The sequence below is a fragment of the Methylophilus sp. YYY-1 genome, from assembly GCF_029132825.1.
GTDB lineage: Bacteria > Pseudomonadota > Gammaproteobacteria > Burkholderiales > Methylophilaceae > Methylophilus > Methylophilus glucosoxydans.
The window spans coordinates 492,234-512,179 of record NZ_WOVG01000003.1 but is presented as its reverse complement, the minus strand read 5'-3'; the positions used below and the strand labels follow the sequence as shown (position 1 = coordinate 512,179).

Below are 19,946 nucleotides of genomic sequence, written 5' to 3'. Positions count from 1 at the left end.
TTCATCAACAAACTGACGCTGTGCAATCATTTTTTTGTCACAAATTTTGAGCACACTTGCTGCACATTAATATCAATGTGTGCAACACATGGACACCACAATCACAGGGATCGATCAGGCCAATGATCAATGGACGTTGGCACTGAATGAGGAACAACGCACGCTATTTATGGAGGTGATCGAGGAATCACTTCGTCTGCAAAATCGTGCACATTTATTTAACTGGTTGCAGCGTGGTTTTCAATGCTTGCTTGCCCATGAGGTTGTCATTATTGCAGTTCGTGGCATGGAGCGCGCCAGTTATGATTACGAGTATCTGACCTCTAGCCGCTATTTCGGTGATAGCCAGTTTGATCTGGTATTGCACGAGCAGGAAGGGCTGGTGAATCAGGCTTTTACACAATGGGCAAAGCTTGGCACCCCCTTGTTTTATACCACTGAGCATGCCTCGCAGGTACATACGCACTATGCAATAGAGCAAGTGGCTGCCGAGCCTATGCTGGTGTCGGAGCTCAAGCGTTTCGTTGTGCATGGGTTTGGTAATGAACATAGCCGGATTGCCACCATGGTGATGTTTGGTCGTTTGAGTTCTCCGGCGAATGCGCGTAGTGCGCATCTGCTGGAATTGCTAATGCCGCATTTGCACTGTGCGATTGTCAAAGTCACTTCCAATAAGTCTCCTGCCATCATGTCAACCAGTAAGCATGGCAGGGTCAAACCGCTCAGTAAGCGCGAGGTGGAAGTGTTAGAGTGGTTACAGGCTGGTAAGACCAATTGGGAGATTGGCAATATTATGCAGGTCAGCCCGCTCACAATCAAAAATCATGTTCAGAACATCTTGCGTAAGCTGGATGTCGAAAACCGCAGTCAGGCCGCCAGTAAAGCGCTTAAGCTGGGGTTGATTAACCGCAAGCAATAAATCTCTCTTCTCTCTTATCTATTCTTTCTTCTAATACTCTTATTTCATAGTCCGATAGGACTAGTCCTTGTTCAATCGTTGTCATCTGCCTCTCTTAAAATTTTTAGGATGATTTGATCGGCATTTGTAGCGTTGGTCGCGACTAGTCTTGATGGACTACTAAGTTATCGCATCTCTGTCATGCCAGCCTGTCACCATTTTTATGTTGTGTTTTGAATCGCCATTAAGTGGTTTGTTCTTTCAGCTGTTTTAAATAATTTTTTAGGAGAGGTTTATGAAATTTCAATACAAAGCATTGGTTGCTGCCTTGGCATTATCCGCAGCAACTATTCCAGCGCAAGCGGCAATGACATTTGCAACAAGCGGCAGCTCTAGCATGATTCTGACTTTGCTGGACTTCAACAGCAACATGTCAGCAACATTCGATCTGGGCTACAGCTATGACACTTTCCAAACCATGGTGACTGACACACACAAAACTGGTGTGCTGTCTGCCGACGGTTTGACTAAGACCATGTCTTTTGATTTGGCTGGTGGTAATTACGCAAATGCCTGGAGTTCATTCTGGAGCGTAGCTTCTACATCAACAACCAAATGGGCTATTTACGCTGCCGATGGTACAGGTAGTGGCGCAGGTGCACGCGGTATTATCTCTACATACAAGTCTGGTGCTAACCTGACTAACTCTAATCAGTTGCAAACTTCAGTCGCTAACTTTAATAGCTACATGACCAATAACAACGCCTTGGATAACCACAATTCTGTTGAAGATGGTGCTAGCGTTGTGACTACAAATACTTCACAAGCTTACGCTGGTCGTGCAGTGGCTTACGGTGCAACAGGCCGTATCAATGCTCAAGGTCATGTTTCCATGAACAATATGGACCAGTCTATGACTGTGGTTCAACAGCTGACTGGTGCAACTGCTGCATCACCAGTTGCTTTTAACGTTTTGAGCGGTCCAAACGGTGATTACACATTCAAAATGACTTCAACTGGTTTGTTGGAGTTTGTGATCCCAGTGCCAGAAGCTGATAGCTACGCAATGTTGCTGGCTGGCTTGGGTGTGATTGGTTTGGTTGCCCGTCGTCGTAAGGCTTAACAATATCTAAACAAAAGCCATGAAAAACGGCTGGTGGATTCGCTGGCCGTCATTCAAACTTTTATCTAAGGAAGCGAAAAATGTTTAAGTTTAACAAAGTATTTCTGGCTGTGGCTGCAACCCTGTTTGCTGGTCAAGCATTGGCAGCCCCTGTGACTCAGGCACAAATCAATACTGCACGCACTGCAAATACATTGAAAGAAACCTGGATTTCCGGTAACTCTGCCCCTACCTATAACGTGTTCCAGGGCTTTGCAGCAGGTTGCGATGCAAACACGCTGTCAGTATTTAACAATGGTTCTTCAACAACAGCAGTAAGACCAGGTGCTTCTGCAGCCAGCAACTTTCTGGCTTATGCCTGCGTGCGCGGTGGCAATGTTTCAGTGGTTTACCATACCATCGACGGTGGTTCATTCAATGCATACGCACCACATATTCCAAACGATGTAGACGGTGATGGCGTATTCGGTACGACTAACCTGCGTCGTATTGCTAAGTTGGGTTCAAACTCTGCTTGTGTTGCACAAACTGGCACTTTGTCTTTGCCTAACCAAACTGCGATTCCTTCCTACCGCTCTTGCGCTATCGTAACGCCAGCCACTGCTCCAGATGGCGCGACTGCTTTGCCTGCCGGTGGTTTCTCTGACGTTGAGGCTGCGCTGTTCGGTATTTCAACCGATGGTTACGGTACTGAAGCCAATGCGAACGTTGGTCAAGTATTCGGTATTGCTACCTCTACTTCCCTGTACCGCGCAATGCAAGTTGCACAAGGGATTTACGCAAGCGTTGGTGCGGCAAATACGGCTGACCCAGACTATCTGCCAGCCAATGCACCAAGTATCTCTCATGCACAATATGCTTCTATCGTGAGTGGTACCGCCGCTGATGCAAGCATTGTTGTTCCAGGCTCAACAGCAGCTTTGAACTTGGCTCGTCGCGTTCCAACATCCGGTACACAAGCTTCTTCAAATGCAACCTTCTTGCGTAACCCATGTAACGGTGACGCAGTAATCGGTGGGATTTTGGCCCCAGTTCGTGCAGCTGATTCTACTTCTACCTTGATCATCACTGAGGGTTCAGGTACTGGTAACGCCAAATCAGCATTGTCTACCTCCGGTTTTGCTATCGGTGTATTGTCCCTGGAAAACAACTGGCGTACAGATACGTCTTCTAACGGTTACCGTTATATCAAGCTGGATAACGTACACCCAGAAGCACCTATCGCTGGTTCTGGTCAAACTGTGGATGCCAATGCGCGTTACACAGCGGCTCAAGGTTTGTATGACTTCCACATGGAGATGAAATCTTTCGTGGCTAATTCAGCTGCCGGTACATTTGGCGAGACTGTGATCAACGAGATTGTTGGTGCATTTACAGGTTTGGATTGTGCTGAAGTTCCACGTGGCCTGACAGTCAACCCATTCGCAGGCTCTTCTTGCACAGTGGGCCAAGTAGTAGCAAAAGGCTCACGCAACGGTAACAACTGCCAAGCTCAGCAATTGTTCTAATTTCAGTAAATAGCAGCCAAAAGCTGCAAGTTCTGATTAAAAGCACACCCTAACCGGGTGTGCTTTTTTATTTTTTAACACAAAAACAGCAACACAATTTGTGCCTTGAAAGTCTCGCTGCAATGACCCATAAGGACTAATGAAAATAGGTAGTGGACTAGTCCGTATTTCATCTTTGTGACACGCAGTGCTTTCAAAATGGCAAGCCTCAGTAAGTGCCTCTGGCGATTAAAAGTAGAAAGGTGTTGCAATTGTTGCTTCGTGTGATGAGTTGTGTGTGTGTCTTGTGGTCTTTTGCAGTCTGTGCAGAGGAGGCCGAGTCATCTGCACCACAGCCCGTCAATGCCTGGGGGGCAGAAGTCAGTGATAAAACAAAGTTGGAAGAGACTGCAGCCAAGGATCAGTTTGATATTTTTGAATATGTCGTCAATGGTAATACGGTACTTAGTGTCACTGAGGTAGAAAAAGCGGTTTACCCCTATCTGGGTGAGCATCGTTCGATTGAGGATGTCGAGAAGGCGCGTAGTGCGCTTGAGCAGAGCTTTCATGAGGCGGGCTACCTGACGGTATTTGTGACCATCCCCGAGCAAGAGGTTAATGCCGGCGTCGTCAAGCTGGATGTGCTCGAGGGCAAGGTGGAGCGCTTGACTGTGGTTGGTTCCAAGTATTACTCACTGGGTAAAATCAAGCAGCGTGTGACCGAGTTTAAAGAAGGGACTGTGCCGCACTTCCCCACGGTGCAGAAGCAAATTGCTTCGGTCAATATTAATCCTGATCGCGTGGTCGCACCGGTGCTGCGTCCAGGCAAGTCCCCAGGCATGGTTGAAGTCGATTTAAAAGTGGACGACAAATTGCCTCTGCACGCCAGCCTCGAATATAACAACCGCTACACCCCTAACACCACCAAAACCCGTTTAGCGGGCAATCTCAGATACGACAACCTCTGGCAAAGCGATCATAGTGTGAGCTTCGGCTTTCAGGTGACGCCAGAAGATACCAATGAAGTCAAAGTGTTTTCAGGCACTTATGTGATCCCTTACGCTGGAGACTATTGGGCGGCATACGCCGTGGTATCCGAAAGTGATATCAGTGCCGTGGGCGATCTGAATGTCATTGGTAACGGTAACATCTATGGCTTGCGCTATATCCACCCTATGACGAGTCCCGTTAAGTCATACAATCATAATTTAACACTCGGTGTGGATTACAAAGACTTTAAACAAAATACTCGTGTACTCGGTAACGACCTTGAGAATAGTCCAATTACGTATCTGCCATTTTTGATTGGCTATTCTGGCAGTCTTGTGACTCCAGAAAGCACAACAAAGCTAGACCTCAATTTTATTTTTTCAACAAAAGCCTTGGTCGCTGACGACAGAGAATTTGCCGTCAGACGCTCATTTGCACGTCCAAATTACTCCTACTGGCGTGGGCAGTTAGAGCATACACACACCTTGCCTGCAGAGTGGCAGTGGTATGGCTCCTTGGGCGGGCAAGTCACCGGGGACCCACTGATTTCAAATGAGCAGTATTTCATTGGTGGCCTGGACACAGTCCGAGGCTTTCTGGAGTCCAGCGCTTTGGGCGATGTGGGGGCTAATTTCACCACCGAATTGCGTTCTCCACCTTTGCAAAAATATGCCGGTTCCTGGGTTAAAGAAATGCGTTTGCTAGCTTTTTATGATTACGGGTTGGCTAGGACGCGGAATCCTGACATTCAGAATGATGACCGTTTTTCACAAATCGAACGGTACATTTTGTCTTCTTACGGTTTTGGGCTGGATATGAAAGCCGCACATGGTGTGTTTATGCGTCTGGATTTCGCCCGCGTTTTACAGTCCAGCTGGATATTGGATAACGGACGCACTGCGCCAACCAAGCCTGCTGGCATGGCTGAGAGTGGCGATACACGATTGCATTTTAAAGTTGGGTTTGACTGGTAGCAGCAGTAGTTAATTGAAGTTTTTGAGGTGAGCCTATGAACAAGTTACGATTTAAATTGGTATTTAGCAAACGACTGGGCATGCTGGTGCCAATTGCCGAAATTGCACGTACTCATCAAAAAACGGTGACTTTATCTGGTGCTTCCAACCACTCTGAAAGTGATGCAGGTACAGAACAGTCTTTCTGGCGAATATCAAGAGGAAGCGTTGCGCTAGTGCTGGCAGGTTGCCTGAGCTGGATAAGTACGCCGGTATTGGCGATAGATGGCAACACCTTACCAACGGGTCATAATATTGTCCCAGCCATTGGTAATATCACGGTCAATGGCAATGTCATGAACGTTAATACAATCGTGAACAGCGCAATCATCCGCTGGGGCAGTTTCAGTATTGGTTCAAACGCGACCGTGAACTTTAATATGCCCAACTCAGCCTCGAGCGTCTTAAACCGTATCATGGGCAATTCACCCAGTGTGATTAATGGTGCACTGAATTCGAATGGTCATGTTTATATTGTGAACCAGAATGGCATTTATTTCGGGGCTGGTGCACAGGTCAATGTGGGCTCCTTGACCGCAACGACGCTTGATAACCTCGCTAATAACAATATAGAGACCATTTATCAAAACGGTATCTTATCCAATACCACTGCCCCCGTATTTTCTTTTGCAGACGCAGTCGGTGTGATTGATGTCGCTAAAGGCGCCAATATCAGCACTGCTAATGGCGGCCGGGTGATGTTACTGGCACCAGATGTGACCAACAGTGGTGTGATTAAAACCCCAGATGGGCAGACGATTCTTGCTGCAGGTAAAACGGTTTATCTCAGTACCCTGGATAAATTTGCTGGATTATTAGTTGAGGTCAGCTCCGGCGGGCAGGCGACCAACTTGGGCGATATTATTGTCAATCACGGTAATGCCAGTTTGATTGGGTTGGCTGTTAATCAGCAAGGCAATATTTCTGCATCAACTTCTGTCCGCGCAAATGGCTCGATTTACTTAAAAGCCAAGGAAATACAGTCTCTTACCACGCCAGGAAATGATGTTTATGGCAAGGTCACTGTTGGTACGGGGAGTAAAACTGCAGTCACGATTGATGTGAATGACAAAGAGGAGGTATTTGATGCTCAGAGCATTACGCCCTCAATTGTTGATATTAAAGGTAAAGATATTGCCATCAATGGCACTGTGATTGCTAATAGCGGTCAAGTGAATGTGATGGCAACTGATATTCAGGGTAACAACAGTAGCGTATTTCTTGGAGACAATGCTGTCATTGATGTCTCTGGTGTGAATGCGATTGCACCCATGAGTCGCAATCAGCTAGCGATACAACTTTTCTCTGACCAATTAAGAGATTCTCCCGTATTAAGAGGTGGTAATCTTTTTGGGACAACATTATTTCTTGATGCACGCAAAGGCACCAAGCTATTAAGTCAGAGTGTGCTTGATGAGGCGAAGGCGGGTATTACCAGAACCATTGCAGAGCGTTCTACGGGTGGTGGTCAAGTCAATTTTTCAGCGGTCAATTTCGTCAGCAAAGCTAACTCTAAAGTTGATCTCTCCGCTGGGAGCACAACTTATGAGAGTGGCACGATACGCGAAAGCAGTTTGCTGATTAATGGCAAGTGGGTGCTGGCTTCAGATGCTTTGCCCAATGTCGCTTATCAAAGTGCCCAGGATTTTTACTCCATCACGAGTGAGCGCTCTGGTCAAACCAGAACCTGGGCATTGACCGCTAATGGCCTGAATAGCCGTTCTTCAGCAGGCGTTGCGACAAATATTTCTGCAGGTGGCTACTTACAGCCTAGTTACCAACAGGGGGGCGATGCCGGTAGTTTGAGCTTGACGGCCACCAATATGGCTTTGCAGGGCAAGATTCAAGCTAGCACGGTTGCTGGGTTGTATCAACGCGGTGAGACAGTTGATCATGCGAGTCCACAGGGCGGCCAGTTTAAGCTGGTTTATAACAACTCTGGTAGCTTGAATATTGTTTCCTCAACACAAAAGCTTGATGACGACTTTAACGAAGACAGCCAGCTTAGCACTGCGCAGACACAAAGCTCAGAGATCAGTACTGATATGCTGGCAAATGGGGTCAATCGTGTAGATATTGCTTCCAGCGGCCAGGTTAATCTAAATGCTGCAATGCAATTACAAGCAAATGGTAGCCTCAGCGTCCAGGGCAGTGGTGGCGTCAATGTGAATCAGGATATTCGATTGCCCTCTGGCTCTGTGACTTTGTCGGCCAGTCAAAATGCTGATGTGGTGGTCGCTAATAATGTCAACATCAATGTGTCGGGTTTGTATACCAATGATATTCCAGGTGTGCCTGGTGCCATGAATGGCAAAATTGGGCTCAACGGCGGCAGTATCACTGTCAATAATGGTTTACGTTTAGGCCAAGGTGCCAAAATGGATGCTTCCTCCGGCGCATGGTTCAATAAGCTTGGTCAGGCTGTAGCTGGCAAAGGTGGCGATATTAATGTCACGCTGGCAGATAACCAGGTCACTGACGGTACTTTTACCAGTTACGGCATGTTGATAAACGGACAGCAGACGCTAGGTGGGCATTTGACCGTCAATTTACAGAGTGAGCAATCAACGGGGCTGGTAGAAAATATCCAACTGGGGGGAGCCAATCCACAGAAAAATGACACACTCTGGCTTTCCGAAAACTTCTTTAAACAAGGGGGATTTTCTCAATTCAGCGTGAGTAATGCCCAGCGTTGGAATGGGGATGTTTTAATTGGTGATCAAGCGAACAGTGCAGTCAATATCACGCCTGAGCAACATGCAAGGACCTTGACCTCCGCTGCCAAGGTTGCACACAGTGGTAGTGAGTTGAGTGGCCTGGTGAATACAACATCCATGGCAGGGCGCTTGCGCTCACCGACCAGTCTTGAGGTGAAGGCAGGGGATGACCTGACCATGCAATCCAATGCTCGTATTGCAACCGATACGCCTATCAGCCAGGCTGGCCCACGTGGTAACGTGACACTGACCTCTAAAGGTCAAATGACCATTCTGGGAGACATTACGGCGCCAGGTGCTGACATTAATCTGTCAATTGATCAAATCCCGGACAACGGTGACCTAACGAGACCCAATTACAGTTTTGATCCTACACTGAGTTTGTATTTGGGCGAGACAGCTTCTCTGGTCGCTAAAGCACAATATGTGAGGCCACCAGCCAGTGACGGTAATTTGCGGTCAGCGTTTGTCACCAAGGCCGGGAATATCTCATTAACTGCTGGTAATGGTGTACTGATTGCTAAGCAGGGATCTGTGATCGATGTTTCCGGAACGAGCGGTAACGTTGATTTAAGAGTAGTCGGCGGATATTCAAGGCAAGCGGTCGCAGGGAGTGCAGGAACGATTTCACTGAGTGGGCGTGATGGTATTGCACTTGATGGTACGCTCACAGGTAACCCTTCTGGCCGTGGGGAAGGCGGTACGTTGAATATTACTCTAGGCGGTAAAAACGGAACAGGTATCGAAAACGATAGTAATAACCCACTATTATTCGCCAATGGCACACGCGTCCTGACTGTGACAAATAACAAAGAGTTGCAAGCCACGAATAATACACCGGGCGGCGGCAATTCGAATCTTATCAATACATCTAACTCCTCAACACAACCGCTTACAACCGCACATGGTAAAGGGCAGATTTCAGCCGAGCAAATTCGTCAAGGTGGGTTTGATAATGTTGCACTCAAAATTGACAATGTCAGTGGAAGTGTAGGAGATGAGATACATTTTGTCGATGCCGCATTAAATGTCCCCTCACTATTGACTCTGGATGCGACTGCCATGTCTGGTTCCGCACAATTGAATGCCTCTACGCTAGTTTTGGCAAACAATAGCAGTGTTGTGATGGATAACACCCAACTGATAGGGGGGAATGATCGGTTTCAAGCTTCAGCTAATTTCATCGATATTCAGGGCAATATTGCCATCAATCAAGCGGCTTCTACTCGCCTACAAAGTAAAACTGATATTCGTGGCCGAGGGATTGATCCTAGGTTAGGGGGCTCTGCGTCACTTTCCGCCCCTGGTTTGATTCAATTGGATGCCGGACAAGTTTATCCTGCAACGGCGACAGATTTTATCGTAACAGCAACGGGACCGAATAGCAGGATTGAGGTCAGCAACCAATCGAATGCTGCAAGCAATGTGCCTCTTTCGGCTGTCGGTACGCTAACCTTAAATGCTGACTCTATCCTACAGGCTGGTGTATTACGCGCACCGTTAGGCCAAATTAGTCTCAATGCTGCACAGCAATTAACTTTGGCTCCTGGAAGTCTGACTTCGGTATCGGCTGAAGGCAGTTTAATCCCTTACGCTGTGACCGTACTTGGGGGTAGTCAGCTGTCGAGTGACAAGCAGGCCATTACTAATTTTATGAGCGCAATTGACAAGAAAAAAGTCACGCTCAATGCCAATGACATGAATTTGCAAGCGGGCTCCCGTATTGATATCTCAGGGAGCGGTGACACGCTGGCTTATGAATGGATTCAAGGCATTGGCGGCTCACTGGATACCTTATCCCAAACAGGGTATTACGCTGTATTGCCATCATTGGGAAATCAATATGCGCCTTATGATTATTTAATGAGCGCCGGTTCTGATGTCGGCATTGGGCAGGCGATCTATCTATCCGGGGGGAATGGTCTGGCCGCAGGTAAATATACTTTACTGCCTGCACATTATGCGCTTTTACCAGGCGCTTTCCTCATCAGTGCCAACGGCGCCAATCTGCAACTCAACACGCAGTTAACCCAAACAGATGGTAATGGGTTGTCTTCAGGCTATTTGACCAAGTTAGATGGCACCAGCCGCGGTCAGTATACAAGCTTCAATATTATCAATGGTAATAGTTTCTACCAGAATTCAGGAACCAAAAATTACAAAGGTCTCGCTGAGTATCTTCTCAGCTCCGGCAATGCACTCTTGGCTAAAAATGCGATCCGTGATGGTAAGGATACGCCAAGGCTCACAAATGATGCAGGTCAACTTGTGCTTGCAGCAGGCAACAGCCTGAATCTTGAGGGTACGATTAATACCAGTGCCTCTACGGGTGGTAAGGGGGCGCTGGTCGATATTTCTTCGAATGATATTCGTGTTGTTTCAAGTGTCGATCCACAACTATCAGGGGTGTTGCAGATTGCCGCAAATCAGCTCAACAATATTAAAGCTGATTCTATTCTGCTTGGCGGTAGTCGCTCAGTGACTGGTAATACGCAGACCATCACCACCACAGCCTCTAATGTCAGTTTTACTAATGATAATAATCATGCGGTGCAATCAGATGAATTCATCGTAGCGTCTAAAGATACGATTACCGTGAATCAAGGGGCAGTTATCCGTACAGGTGTGAGAGCAGATACAACAGGTAAGACGACGCTGGTCACGAGTGGAGATGGTGCAGTCTTGGCCGTGTCTGCCAAAAATGATTTTGATTTTTCTAGAACCAATGTATCTGCTACGCCAACCACCGGCAATTTAATAGTAGCGAATGGCGCCAGCGTTCAGGCGGCACGTTCGATGGTGTTAGATGCTACTAGCAGTTTTGATCAATCTGGAACGATTGAGGTTGAAGACGGTGGCACGGTGACACTGGGCTCGAATCAATATTCCATTGGAGACAAGTCCGTGGCTGGTACTACGCGCATTAGCTCGGCTACCTTGGATGAGTTCGGCCGCTTGTCGGCGATCACCTTCAACAGCTACAAGAATATTGATATTTTTGGGGCAGTAAACTTTGGTAACCGCAACCTGAACATTACCTTTAATACTGCGGGCCTTGCCCATCATGATGCAGGCGATGTGAGTATTGTTGCAAACAGCTTTAACCTCAAAAACACCAATAATGGCGTGTTTATAGCACCTGGTGCATCAACTGGTCAGTTGACAGTGAATGCCAATCAGATCTCTTTTGCAGATACCGGCAAGGTTTCTAGCAACATTGATGGTTTTAATACTGTCACCCTGAATGCAAACAAAGACGTGCGCTTTTCAGGGGCGGGTACGCTCAATGTAAACGCTAGTCAGACGACTGTGAATAGTGCGGTGATCACTGCAGATTCCGGCAGTAACTATACTTTTGCCAATACTGGCAGCTTGCAGACACAGGCAAATGGTCAATCTCCCACTGACACTTCTGGTTTGGGTGCAACGCTTAATTTATCTGCCAATGATATGCAATTGGGCGGCAAAGTGGTCATGAAAGCGGGGGATGTGAATGCAGTGGCGCGAGCTGGTGATGTGAGAGTCCTCTCGGGTGGCGGCATTGATGTGTCTGCTGCAACCATAGCATTTGATGAAACACATTCAGCAACCACTGATGCAGGTAATATTCAACTGACAGCCCAACAAGGTAATGTGCAGCTGGATAGCAACAGTTTACTTAACCTGTCAGGTGGTACAACCAAAGGTAACGCGGGCAAATTGCAGGTAGATGCAAAAAATGGCCGCTTCATCACAGCTGATAATACTTTGCAAGGCCAAGCTGCCCAAGGCCAGAAAACGGCCTCGCTCCAGCTCGATGTCTCCAATCTGGATAATTTCAGTGATGTGAATAAGGCGTTAGAAACCGGCAAGTTTAACGAAAGCCGTGATATCCGGGTACGTAATGGCGATGTCACTATCGCGAATGGCGATACGGTAACTACACGTGCATTTACGCTCGGTGTTGATAATGGCAATGCTACCGTGGCGGGTCATATCAATGCAGATGGTGATAAAGGTGGCGATGTAGCGATTTATGCCAATGGATTGGTGACATTGACGAATACCGCCCAAATTACCGCGCGTGGTAAACAAGCGAACCAGTCAACGGGAGATTTTCAAACGGGTTCAGGCGGGACCGTGTTATTGTCCTCTGACAGTCTGGCTACTCAAAATGCCGTTTCTGCAGATTCTGGAGCACTCATTGATGTGAGTGGCTACGACAAAGCCGCAAATAACAATGTCGGTGTGGATGGCGCAGATGGTTCAGTGACCTTGCGTGGGCGTCGTGGCACCAATGGCACGGCCAATACTGTGAATGTTGCATTCAATACCACTTCGGCGATCAAAGGCGCTAACGAGGTGGTGGTTGAAGGTAGCCGTACCTACACATCGAATACATTCACTGCGGCAGCCATGGCTGGCATGATTACGGACACGAACAGTTTTTATAATGCCAATAACGGGGCGAGTGCTTATAGCGTGACTCAGGATGGTGTGGCTGCAAAAGTATTGCCGCACATAGAGGTGCGAAGCACGACAGGTAGTACGCCTACCACCCTGACCGTTGGCTCAACCGATATTAATTTGCGATCCTTTGGCACTAATCCTAATACATTGCTTGCTGGACGCGGTGGTTCTTTGACTTTGCGTTCCAACGGTAATCTGAGCTTTACGGGTTCATTGAGTGATGGTTTTAGTACTGCAACTACGGCAGGCGTTTTGCAGGAAAATACCAATACGTTTAATTTTAATTTGATTGCAGGCGCTGATTACAGTGCGGCAAATATTAATGAAACAGTTGCCGGGGTGGGTGACTTTACATTGGCAACCACAAAGCTGATTCGTACCGGAGAAGGCAATATTAATATTGCTGCCGGTAACAACATGAGTCTGAACGGCAACACTTCTGTCATTTACACCGCAGGCAAACAGGTGCCTAATCTTGCTGGTTTTACGCCAGCCTCTACTGGAGCCAATGTGCCAACGGCAGCCAGCTATGTCAATAATGGCGGGGATATTGCCATTCAGGTTGCCGGGAACATTACTGGTGTAGCAACGACACAAAGCGTCAACCAGTGGTTGTTACGTCAGGGGGGTAATGGTGCAGATACCAGCTGGTGGGTTCGTCCAGACTTGTTCCAGCAGGGGATTGCTGCACTAGGCGGCGGCAATGTCAGCATTCAGGCGGGAGGTAATATCACTAACGTTTCCGCCTCCTCAGCAACCAATGCTCAATTCGTCAAAACGCTGGATGCGCAAGGCAATGAAGTCCGTACAAGTTTGGTGAACGGTGGCGGTAATGTGTCGGTCTCCGCAGGGCGTAATCTTGTGAATGGTGTCTATTATGTCGGTCGTGGTCAGCTTGACCTACAAGCGGGGGATAGCATTCCAGGACCAGCAGATGCTGCCCAGGCACCTGGTGCCAATGGTGTGGTGATTGCTTTGCAAGATGCCAGTGCAACTGTTAACGCCAAAAATAATGTCAAAGTACAAACGGCCTTTAACCCCACACTTTGGGTACAAGGGACGACTTTAGCTTCGAATCAAGTCTCAAATAGTACTTTTTTTAACACATATGCTGAAGACGCTGCTTTAAACGTGACCTCTTTGTCAGGCAACGTTGAGGTTGGTCAAAGCAACAGTAAGTCAATTGTGAGCACAGGTCTTAACTCAGCTGGTTACCAGGCACTCACTAACAATGATATGGCTGCTATTCATCCGGGTAATGTGAATGCAACTGCATTTTCCGGGGATATTACTACATATAAAATGCTGTTGGCCCCATCCGCGATTGGAAATCTGAGCCTGTTGGCTGCGGGTAGTGTGATCAGTGGCGCGAATAGCAGTGGGATTATCAACCCTACGGCGAATATATTGATCTCGGATGCGGATTTAAGCACGGTGTTGAATGTGTTTAACCCGACCACAGGGAGTCCAATCGATAGCAGTATTACCAGCATTCTGGGCAGTATCAAAACGGGTGTATCTGCAGTACCTGTGCATCAAAATGATCCGACCACGGCAGTAATTGTGGCGCGTGATGGTGATGTTCGACTGACCGGTACGCCGACAGATAATGCCCTTAATATTTACGGTATTAAATCATCAAAACCAGTGTATGTGAGTGCTGGTAATAACGTGACCTTACATGCCTCTATTCAGCATAATAATGTTGGTGATGTGTCAGAAATCCATGCTGGCAAAGATTTTGTCATGGAGAATGGCAAACAGCAGGCACGACTGGGGATCAATGGGCCTGGTGAAGTATTGATTGAGGCTGGTCGCAATATTGATCTGGGCAATACAAGCGGTATTCTCTCCTTGGCAAATACTGTGAATCCCAACCTTTCCGATAAAAGTGCGAATGTCACCCTGCTGGCAGGCATGGGTAAATCAGGTGCGGATATCGATGGCTTTGTGGGGACTTATATTGATCCAACCGGTACCGGCCCAGCCTCTCTACAAGGGAATGCAGAGGCATTGGCGGAATATCGTCAGGGCACGGCAACGCGTGTGCAGGCGTATATGAACGAAATCACCGGCAGCAAAAATCCGGCCACAGGACAGCCATATACACAGCAGGAAGCAATAACTGGCTTTTTGAGTCTGGATAAAACCCAAAAAGCGGTTTTTGCCTTGCGTGAGTTCCAGGTCGAGTTATTGGCCGCGGGTAAAGAGTACGTGAAGAATAAGAGCACGGTAAGAAGTGATAATGTGATTGCCTCACTGTTCCCGGCCAAAGACTACAGCGGTGACATCTTGATGTATCAAAGTCAGATCAAAACCTCAAGAAATGGTGATATCAATATGTTTGCACCAGGCGGCTTGGTCAATGCGGGTGTTGCGTCTAATGGTTCTCTGCAGCACGACATTGGGATTGTGACTGAAAAAGGCGGTAGCGTTAACTCTTACTCCGACGGTAGTTTTATGGTGAACCAGTCTAAAGTGATCACACAGTACGGTAGTGACATTTTGATCTGGTCCAATCATGGCGATATTGATGCCGGTAGAGGCTCAAAATCTGCCCAGTCTGTGCCTGAGCGTGTCGTGAGTATCAATAACAATGGCGATGTGGTGGTTGAGGTGAAAGGTGTGGCGTCTGGCTCGGGGATTCGTGCCCAGAGTTATGATCCTGATGGGCCAAACGGCAGCTTAGTAGCTCCTGCTAAAGGGTCTGTAGCACTATTTGCGCCACGTGGTGCGTTGGATGCTGGCGAAGCTGGCATTGATGCAGGGAATTTGATTATCGGGGCGCCTATCATTTTAAATAGCTCTAATATTTCATTTTCAGGCAGTTCTTCGGGTGTTCCTGCAGCAGATACTGGCAGTCTTGCTGGTGCAACAGCAAACGCGACCAACACCTCAGCAGGTGCCAGCAATGCGCTGACAGAAAACCTGGCTAGTCAGATGAGTAGCCAGAATACTGTTCCGCGTGACTTGCCACCGATTGTCACGGTTAAAACCATTCGACTCGAAGATTAGCCGGTGACAGTTCAGACTTTTACGCCCGCCTTTTGGTGGGCGTTTTTATTTCTGATCCCTACCTCTGCTGAGTCATGAAGAAGTGTCTTTCTATGGGCTGTTCTGACCACAGCCGGACTAGCAGTCCGTAGTCAAGCAAGACTAAAAAAGTACAAATCTAGCCCTCTTTTTAGCAGTTTTCATAGTCCGAGCTACCTAGTGTTATGGCGCGAAAATTAATATTGGCAGCAATCTAAGTTGCTAAAGTATTCAGGATTTTACGTGAGCGGATAACGACGGAGTTCTGAATGAAACTAAAAAAAATGCATTGGTTGCTGGCTTGTCTGGGCTGGTCTTCTTTAAGTCTTCCTTTACATGCCGAGGTGGTGATTAGCCAGGTGTATGGCGGACAGGGCAGTGTGTATAACCAGGACTACGTTGAGTTATTCAACAACGGTAGCGCTGCGGTTGATATCAGTGGCTGGTCTGTGCAGTATGCCAGCGCGACAGGGACGGGGAATTTTTCTGCCAATGGGGTGACTACCCTGTCTGGCTTGTTGCAAGCTGGTCAATATTATCTGGTGGGTTTGCGTAGTGCGGCTAACGGTTCAGCCTTGCCAACGCCTGATGCCAGCAACAATGGCACTGATATGAGTGGCACCAATGGCAAGGTTGTGCTGGTTAAGAGTAGTACTGGCCTGACTTGTAATGGCAGCTCTAATCCATGTAGCAGCAGCCAGTTGGCGCAGATTGCTGATCTGGTGGGCTATGGCACGGCTAACTTTGCTGAGGGTTCAGCAGCACCGGCGATTAGCAGCAGCAAGGCCTTGTTGCGCAAAGGCGACGGTTGCCAGGATACCAACCAGAACAGCAGCGATTTCGTCGCTGGCACGCCTGCGCCACGCAATAGCAGCACGGCCGTGAATGTGTGCGGTGGCGGCAATAGTGGTGGTGGCAGCACAGGCAATCAACCGATTGTGACTTCCTGCCCGGCAATTACGCTGCAAGTGGGTGAGACAGGTGCAGGCCAGGTGCAGGCATCGGATGCTGACAGTGTAGTCAATGCTGCGACCTTGGCGTCTAATGCGCCCAATGGTGTCAGCCTGGTTAACTTTACCGCAGCCAGTAGTGATGGCCAGTCTGCCAGCGCCTCATTGCAACTGGATGGCAGCTTGCCAGCCGGACAATATACGGCCGATATCCAGTTTGCCAATAACGAAGCGCAGACCGCGACTTGTACCGTCAATATCACGATCAAAAACAGCAATATCACGCGTATTTACCAGATTCAGGGTAGCGCATTGGGCACCGCCTCTGTGAGCCCGCTGAATGGTCAAACCGTCACCACTGAGGGTGTGGTCACAGCCGTGTTTCCAAGCCTGAACGGGTTTTATCTGCAAGATGCGAGCGGTGACGGCAATCCACAGACGTCAGACGGTGTGTTTGTGTACATGGGAACCGGCGTTGCACCTACCGTCAGCAAAGGCCAAAAAGTCCGCCTGATGGCCAATGTGACCGAGTTCAATACCATCACCGAGTTGGTGAATGTGAGTGGTTTGCAAGTATTAAGCAACAACAATGTCATCTTGCCGACCGACATCAGCCTGCCTGAAGTGACCGAGGGCGATCTGGAAGCCTACGAGGGCATGCTGGTGCGTATCACCACCCCAATGACCGCCTCACAGAATTACTTTTTGGGTCGCTATGGTCAAGTCACGCTGTCTGCGGATGGCCGCATGCTCAAGCCTAGCAATCTGTATCCAGCCAACTCTGCGGCAGCAGCCCAGTTAGCGGATGAGAATGCCCGTCGCCGTTTGGTGCTCGATGACGGCAGCAGTGCACAAAATCCTAACCCGATCCCGTTTATCGGTGAAGACAATACGCTGCGCGCTGGCGATGTAGTGCAAAACCTGACCGGGGTGATTGATTATGGCCTGATCACGGCCTCCAGCACCGGCCCACGCGATTACAAGTTGAATCCTACCGAGCCCGTGCAGTTCCAGCGTGAAAATCCACGTACGGCAGCGCCTGCCAGCGTGCCGGGCAATCTCAAGATTGCCAGCTTTAACGTGCTGAATTACTTCACCACCTTTGCCAATGGCGCCACAGCGAGCGGCCAAACTGGCCAGGGCTGCAGCCTGGGCGGCAGTGTCTCTGCCTCTAACTGTCGCGGTGCCAACAACCTGGCCGAGTTTAATCGCCAGCGTAACAAAATCATTCGCGCTTTAAGTGCAATGAATGCGGACGTGGTGGGCCTGATGGAAATCCAGAATAACGGCAGCACCGCTGTCCAAAATCTGGTAGACGGCTTGAATGCAGCGGTTGGCGCCAATACTTATGCGGCGATTGCTGATCCAGTGACTGGCACAGGGACTGACGCGATCAAAGTGGCGATGATCTACAAGCCTGCCAAGCTGACCCCGGCTGCGGCGGCCTTGTCTGATAACGACAGCATCAACAACCGTCCAACCTTGGCACAAACCTTCAAGGCGGCCAATGGCGAAAAATTCACAGTGTTGGTCAACCACTTTAAATCCAAGAGCTGCTCCGATGCCTCCGGTAGCAACGCCGATCAGGGCGATGGTCAGGGTTGTTACAACACGCGCCGTGTGGCCCAGGCCGATCGTCTGTTGCAATTTATCAATACCGTACAAGCGCAAGCAGGTGATCAGGATGTGGTGGTGATTGGCGACCTGAATAGCTATGGCAAAGAAGATCCTATCCTCACCCTGACCTCAGGCGGCTTGCAGGACCAGATTGCCCGCTTTAGTGGCGACAGTGATTACTCCTACGTGTTTGATGGCGAGTCTGGCTATATCGACCACGCCTTGGCCAGCAGCAGCATGGCGGCACAAGTGACTGGCACGACCCACTGGCACATCAATGCCGACGAGCCCATGGTGATTGATTACAACACCGAATTCAAACCGCAAGACCTGTATAGCGATAGTCCATATCGCTCATCAGACCATGACCCGGTGATTGTCGGCGTGCAATTGGTGAAAACAGTCAATGGCACGAATCAGCGCGATACGCTGACCGGCACCGCAGGCGATGACGTGCTCACCGGCGGCTTGGGTGCAGACACCCTCACTGGTCTGGCCGGGCGCGATACCTTTGTTTACCAGAGCATGCGTGATGCCACTGACACCATTACCGACTTTACGCCAGGTGAAGACCAGTTGCAGATCAGCGAACTGCTGCAAAGCCTCGGTTACAGCGGCAGCCAGCCGTTTGCCGATGGCTTTGCCCGCTGGGTGAGCGTATCAGGCGGCGTGCAATTGCAAATCGATGCCGATGGCACAGGAGGGACGGCCACCGCCAGACCACTGGTCACGCTGAAAGGATTAGCCATGAATCAACTGGATGCACAACGCGATGTGCGCTGGTAATCAACCATAACAAATCAATAAGTTGTTTTTAACAAACCGAGTGAGAGGATATTTAAGATGAAAAAAATCAGTTTAATGGCAGCTTTGTTGCTGTCTAGCCAGGCCAACGCGGCCCTGAATGCCGGTGACATTATGTTCACTGCGTTTAATGCCGATGAAGATGGTTTGTCATTTGTGACCTTTGTCGATATCGCCGCCAACACCACCATTTTCTTCAGCGATAACGAATGGACTGGCAGCGCTTTCAACAGTGGCGAAAGCTATAACCAGTGGGTTTCCAGCGACGTGGTTGCTGCAGGCACAGTGGTACGTTTCTCTGCCTACGACAAAACCAGCCTGTCTGCTTCCACTGGCGTGCTGTCTCGTGTCAGCGTGAGCGGTAGTGCAAACTGGGGTATTTCGAATTCTGGCGAAACTGTTTATGCCTACCTGGGTACTGCTGCGACTGCACCAACCACATTCTTGAGCGCCATTACCAACGGGACGTTTGATGCCCATGGCCCTCTGAACAACACTGGTTTGACTGCAGGCGTGAACGCCATTGAATTGACGGCTAAAGCCGGTGCCTCCAGCAATCCTGACTACGCCGAGTATAACGGTGTACGTGGTGGCCTGAATCACTTTACTGATTACAAGGCGCAAGTGGCTAACATCAATAACTGGAATGTAGACACTGTAAACAACAGTGATTCTGCTGCATTGGTTCCTAATACCACAGCGTTTACCGTGGCTGCTGTGACGCCAGTACCTGAAGCTGACAGCGTAGGCATGTTGCTGGCTGGTCTGGGTGTGTTGGCGCTGGTACGTCGTCGCCAATCCCGTTAATCCCTAAAGCGTCTATTAATCATTTGTCAGGAGTGTCATGCAAGTGCATGGCACTTTG

7 protein-coding genes are annotated in these 19,946 nt (G+C 48.8%); all 7 read left to right on the top strand.

What is annotated here, in order from left to right:
• Window positions 1-88 precede the first annotated feature (88 nt).
• The 7 genes from epsA to GOC95_RS11480 all read left to right on the top strand — a co-directional run bounded on the left by epsA (window position 89) and on the right by GOC95_RS11480 (window position 19,888).
• Window positions 89-919, top strand: a complete 831-nt coding sequence (epsA, locus tag GOC95_RS11510; RefSeq protein WP_275357195.1) for an XrtB/PEP-CTERM-associated transcriptional regulator EpsA — start codon at window positions 89-91, stop codon at window positions 917-919.
• Window positions 920-1,193: 274 nt separating this feature from the next.
• On the top strand, window positions 1,194-2,021 hold the full coding sequence (locus GOC95_RS11505) for a PEP-CTERM sorting domain-containing protein (RefSeq protein WP_275357194.1): 828 nt from the start codon (window positions 1,194-1,196) through the stop codon (window positions 2,019-2,021).
• Window positions 2,022-2,101: 80 nt separating this feature from the next.
• Complete coding sequence (locus tag GOC95_RS11500; RefSeq protein ID WP_275357192.1) at window positions 2,102-3,529, top strand: hypothetical protein; 1,428 nt, start codon at window positions 2,102-2,104, stop codon at window positions 3,527-3,529.
• A 275-nt stretch (window positions 3,530-3,804) separates the two neighbouring features.
• Complete coding sequence (locus GOC95_RS11495; RefSeq protein ID WP_275357228.1) at window positions 3,805-5,472, top strand: ShlB/FhaC/HecB family hemolysin secretion/activation protein; 1,668 nt, start codon at window positions 3,805-3,807, stop codon at window positions 5,470-5,472.
• Between the two features lie 35 nt (window positions 5,473-5,507).
• On the top strand, window positions 5,508-15,692 hold the full coding sequence (locus GOC95_RS11490; protein ID WP_275357190.1) for a filamentous haemagglutinin family protein: 10,185 nt from the start codon (window positions 5,508-5,510) through the stop codon (window positions 15,690-15,692).
• A gap of 287 nt (window positions 15,693-15,979) precedes the next feature.
• Window positions 15,980-19,063 carry an ExeM/NucH family extracellular endonuclease gene (locus GOC95_RS11485; protein WP_275357188.1) on the top strand — a complete coding sequence of 1,028 codons (3,084 nt, stop codon included), beginning with the start codon at window positions 15,980-15,982 and terminating at the stop codon, window positions 19,061-19,063.
• Window positions 19,064-19,120: 57 nt separating this feature from the next.
• Entirely contained in the window at window positions 19,121-19,888 is a 768-nt protein-coding gene (locus tag GOC95_RS11480) for a PEP-CTERM sorting domain-containing protein (RefSeq protein ID WP_275357187.1), read from the top strand.
• Window positions 19,889-19,946 lie beyond the last annotated feature (58 nt).

Excerpts from the sequence above, each read along its gene's own strand:
- epsA (WP_275357195.1), top strand. The coding sequence starts at position 89 with ATGGACACCACAATCACAGGGATCGATCAGGCCAATGATCAATGGACG.
- GOC95_RS11505 (WP_275357194.1), top strand. The coding sequence starts at position 1,194 with ATGAAATTTCAATACAAAGCATTGGTTGCTGCCTTGGCATTATCCGCA.
- GOC95_RS11500 (WP_275357192.1), top strand. The coding sequence starts at position 2,102 with ATGTTTAAGTTTAACAAAGTATTTCTGGCTGTGGCTGCAACCCTGTTT.
- GOC95_RS11490 (WP_275357190.1), top strand. The coding sequence starts at position 5,508 with ATGAACAAGTTACGATTTAAATTGGTATTTAGCAAACGACTGGGCATG.
- GOC95_RS11485 (WP_275357188.1), top strand. The coding sequence starts at position 15,980 with ATGAAACTAAAAAAAATGCATTGGTTGCTGGCTTGTCTGGGCTGGTCT.
- GOC95_RS11480 (WP_275357187.1), top strand. The coding sequence starts at position 19,121 with ATGAAAAAAATCAGTTTAATGGCAGCTTTGTTGCTGTCTAGCCAGGCC.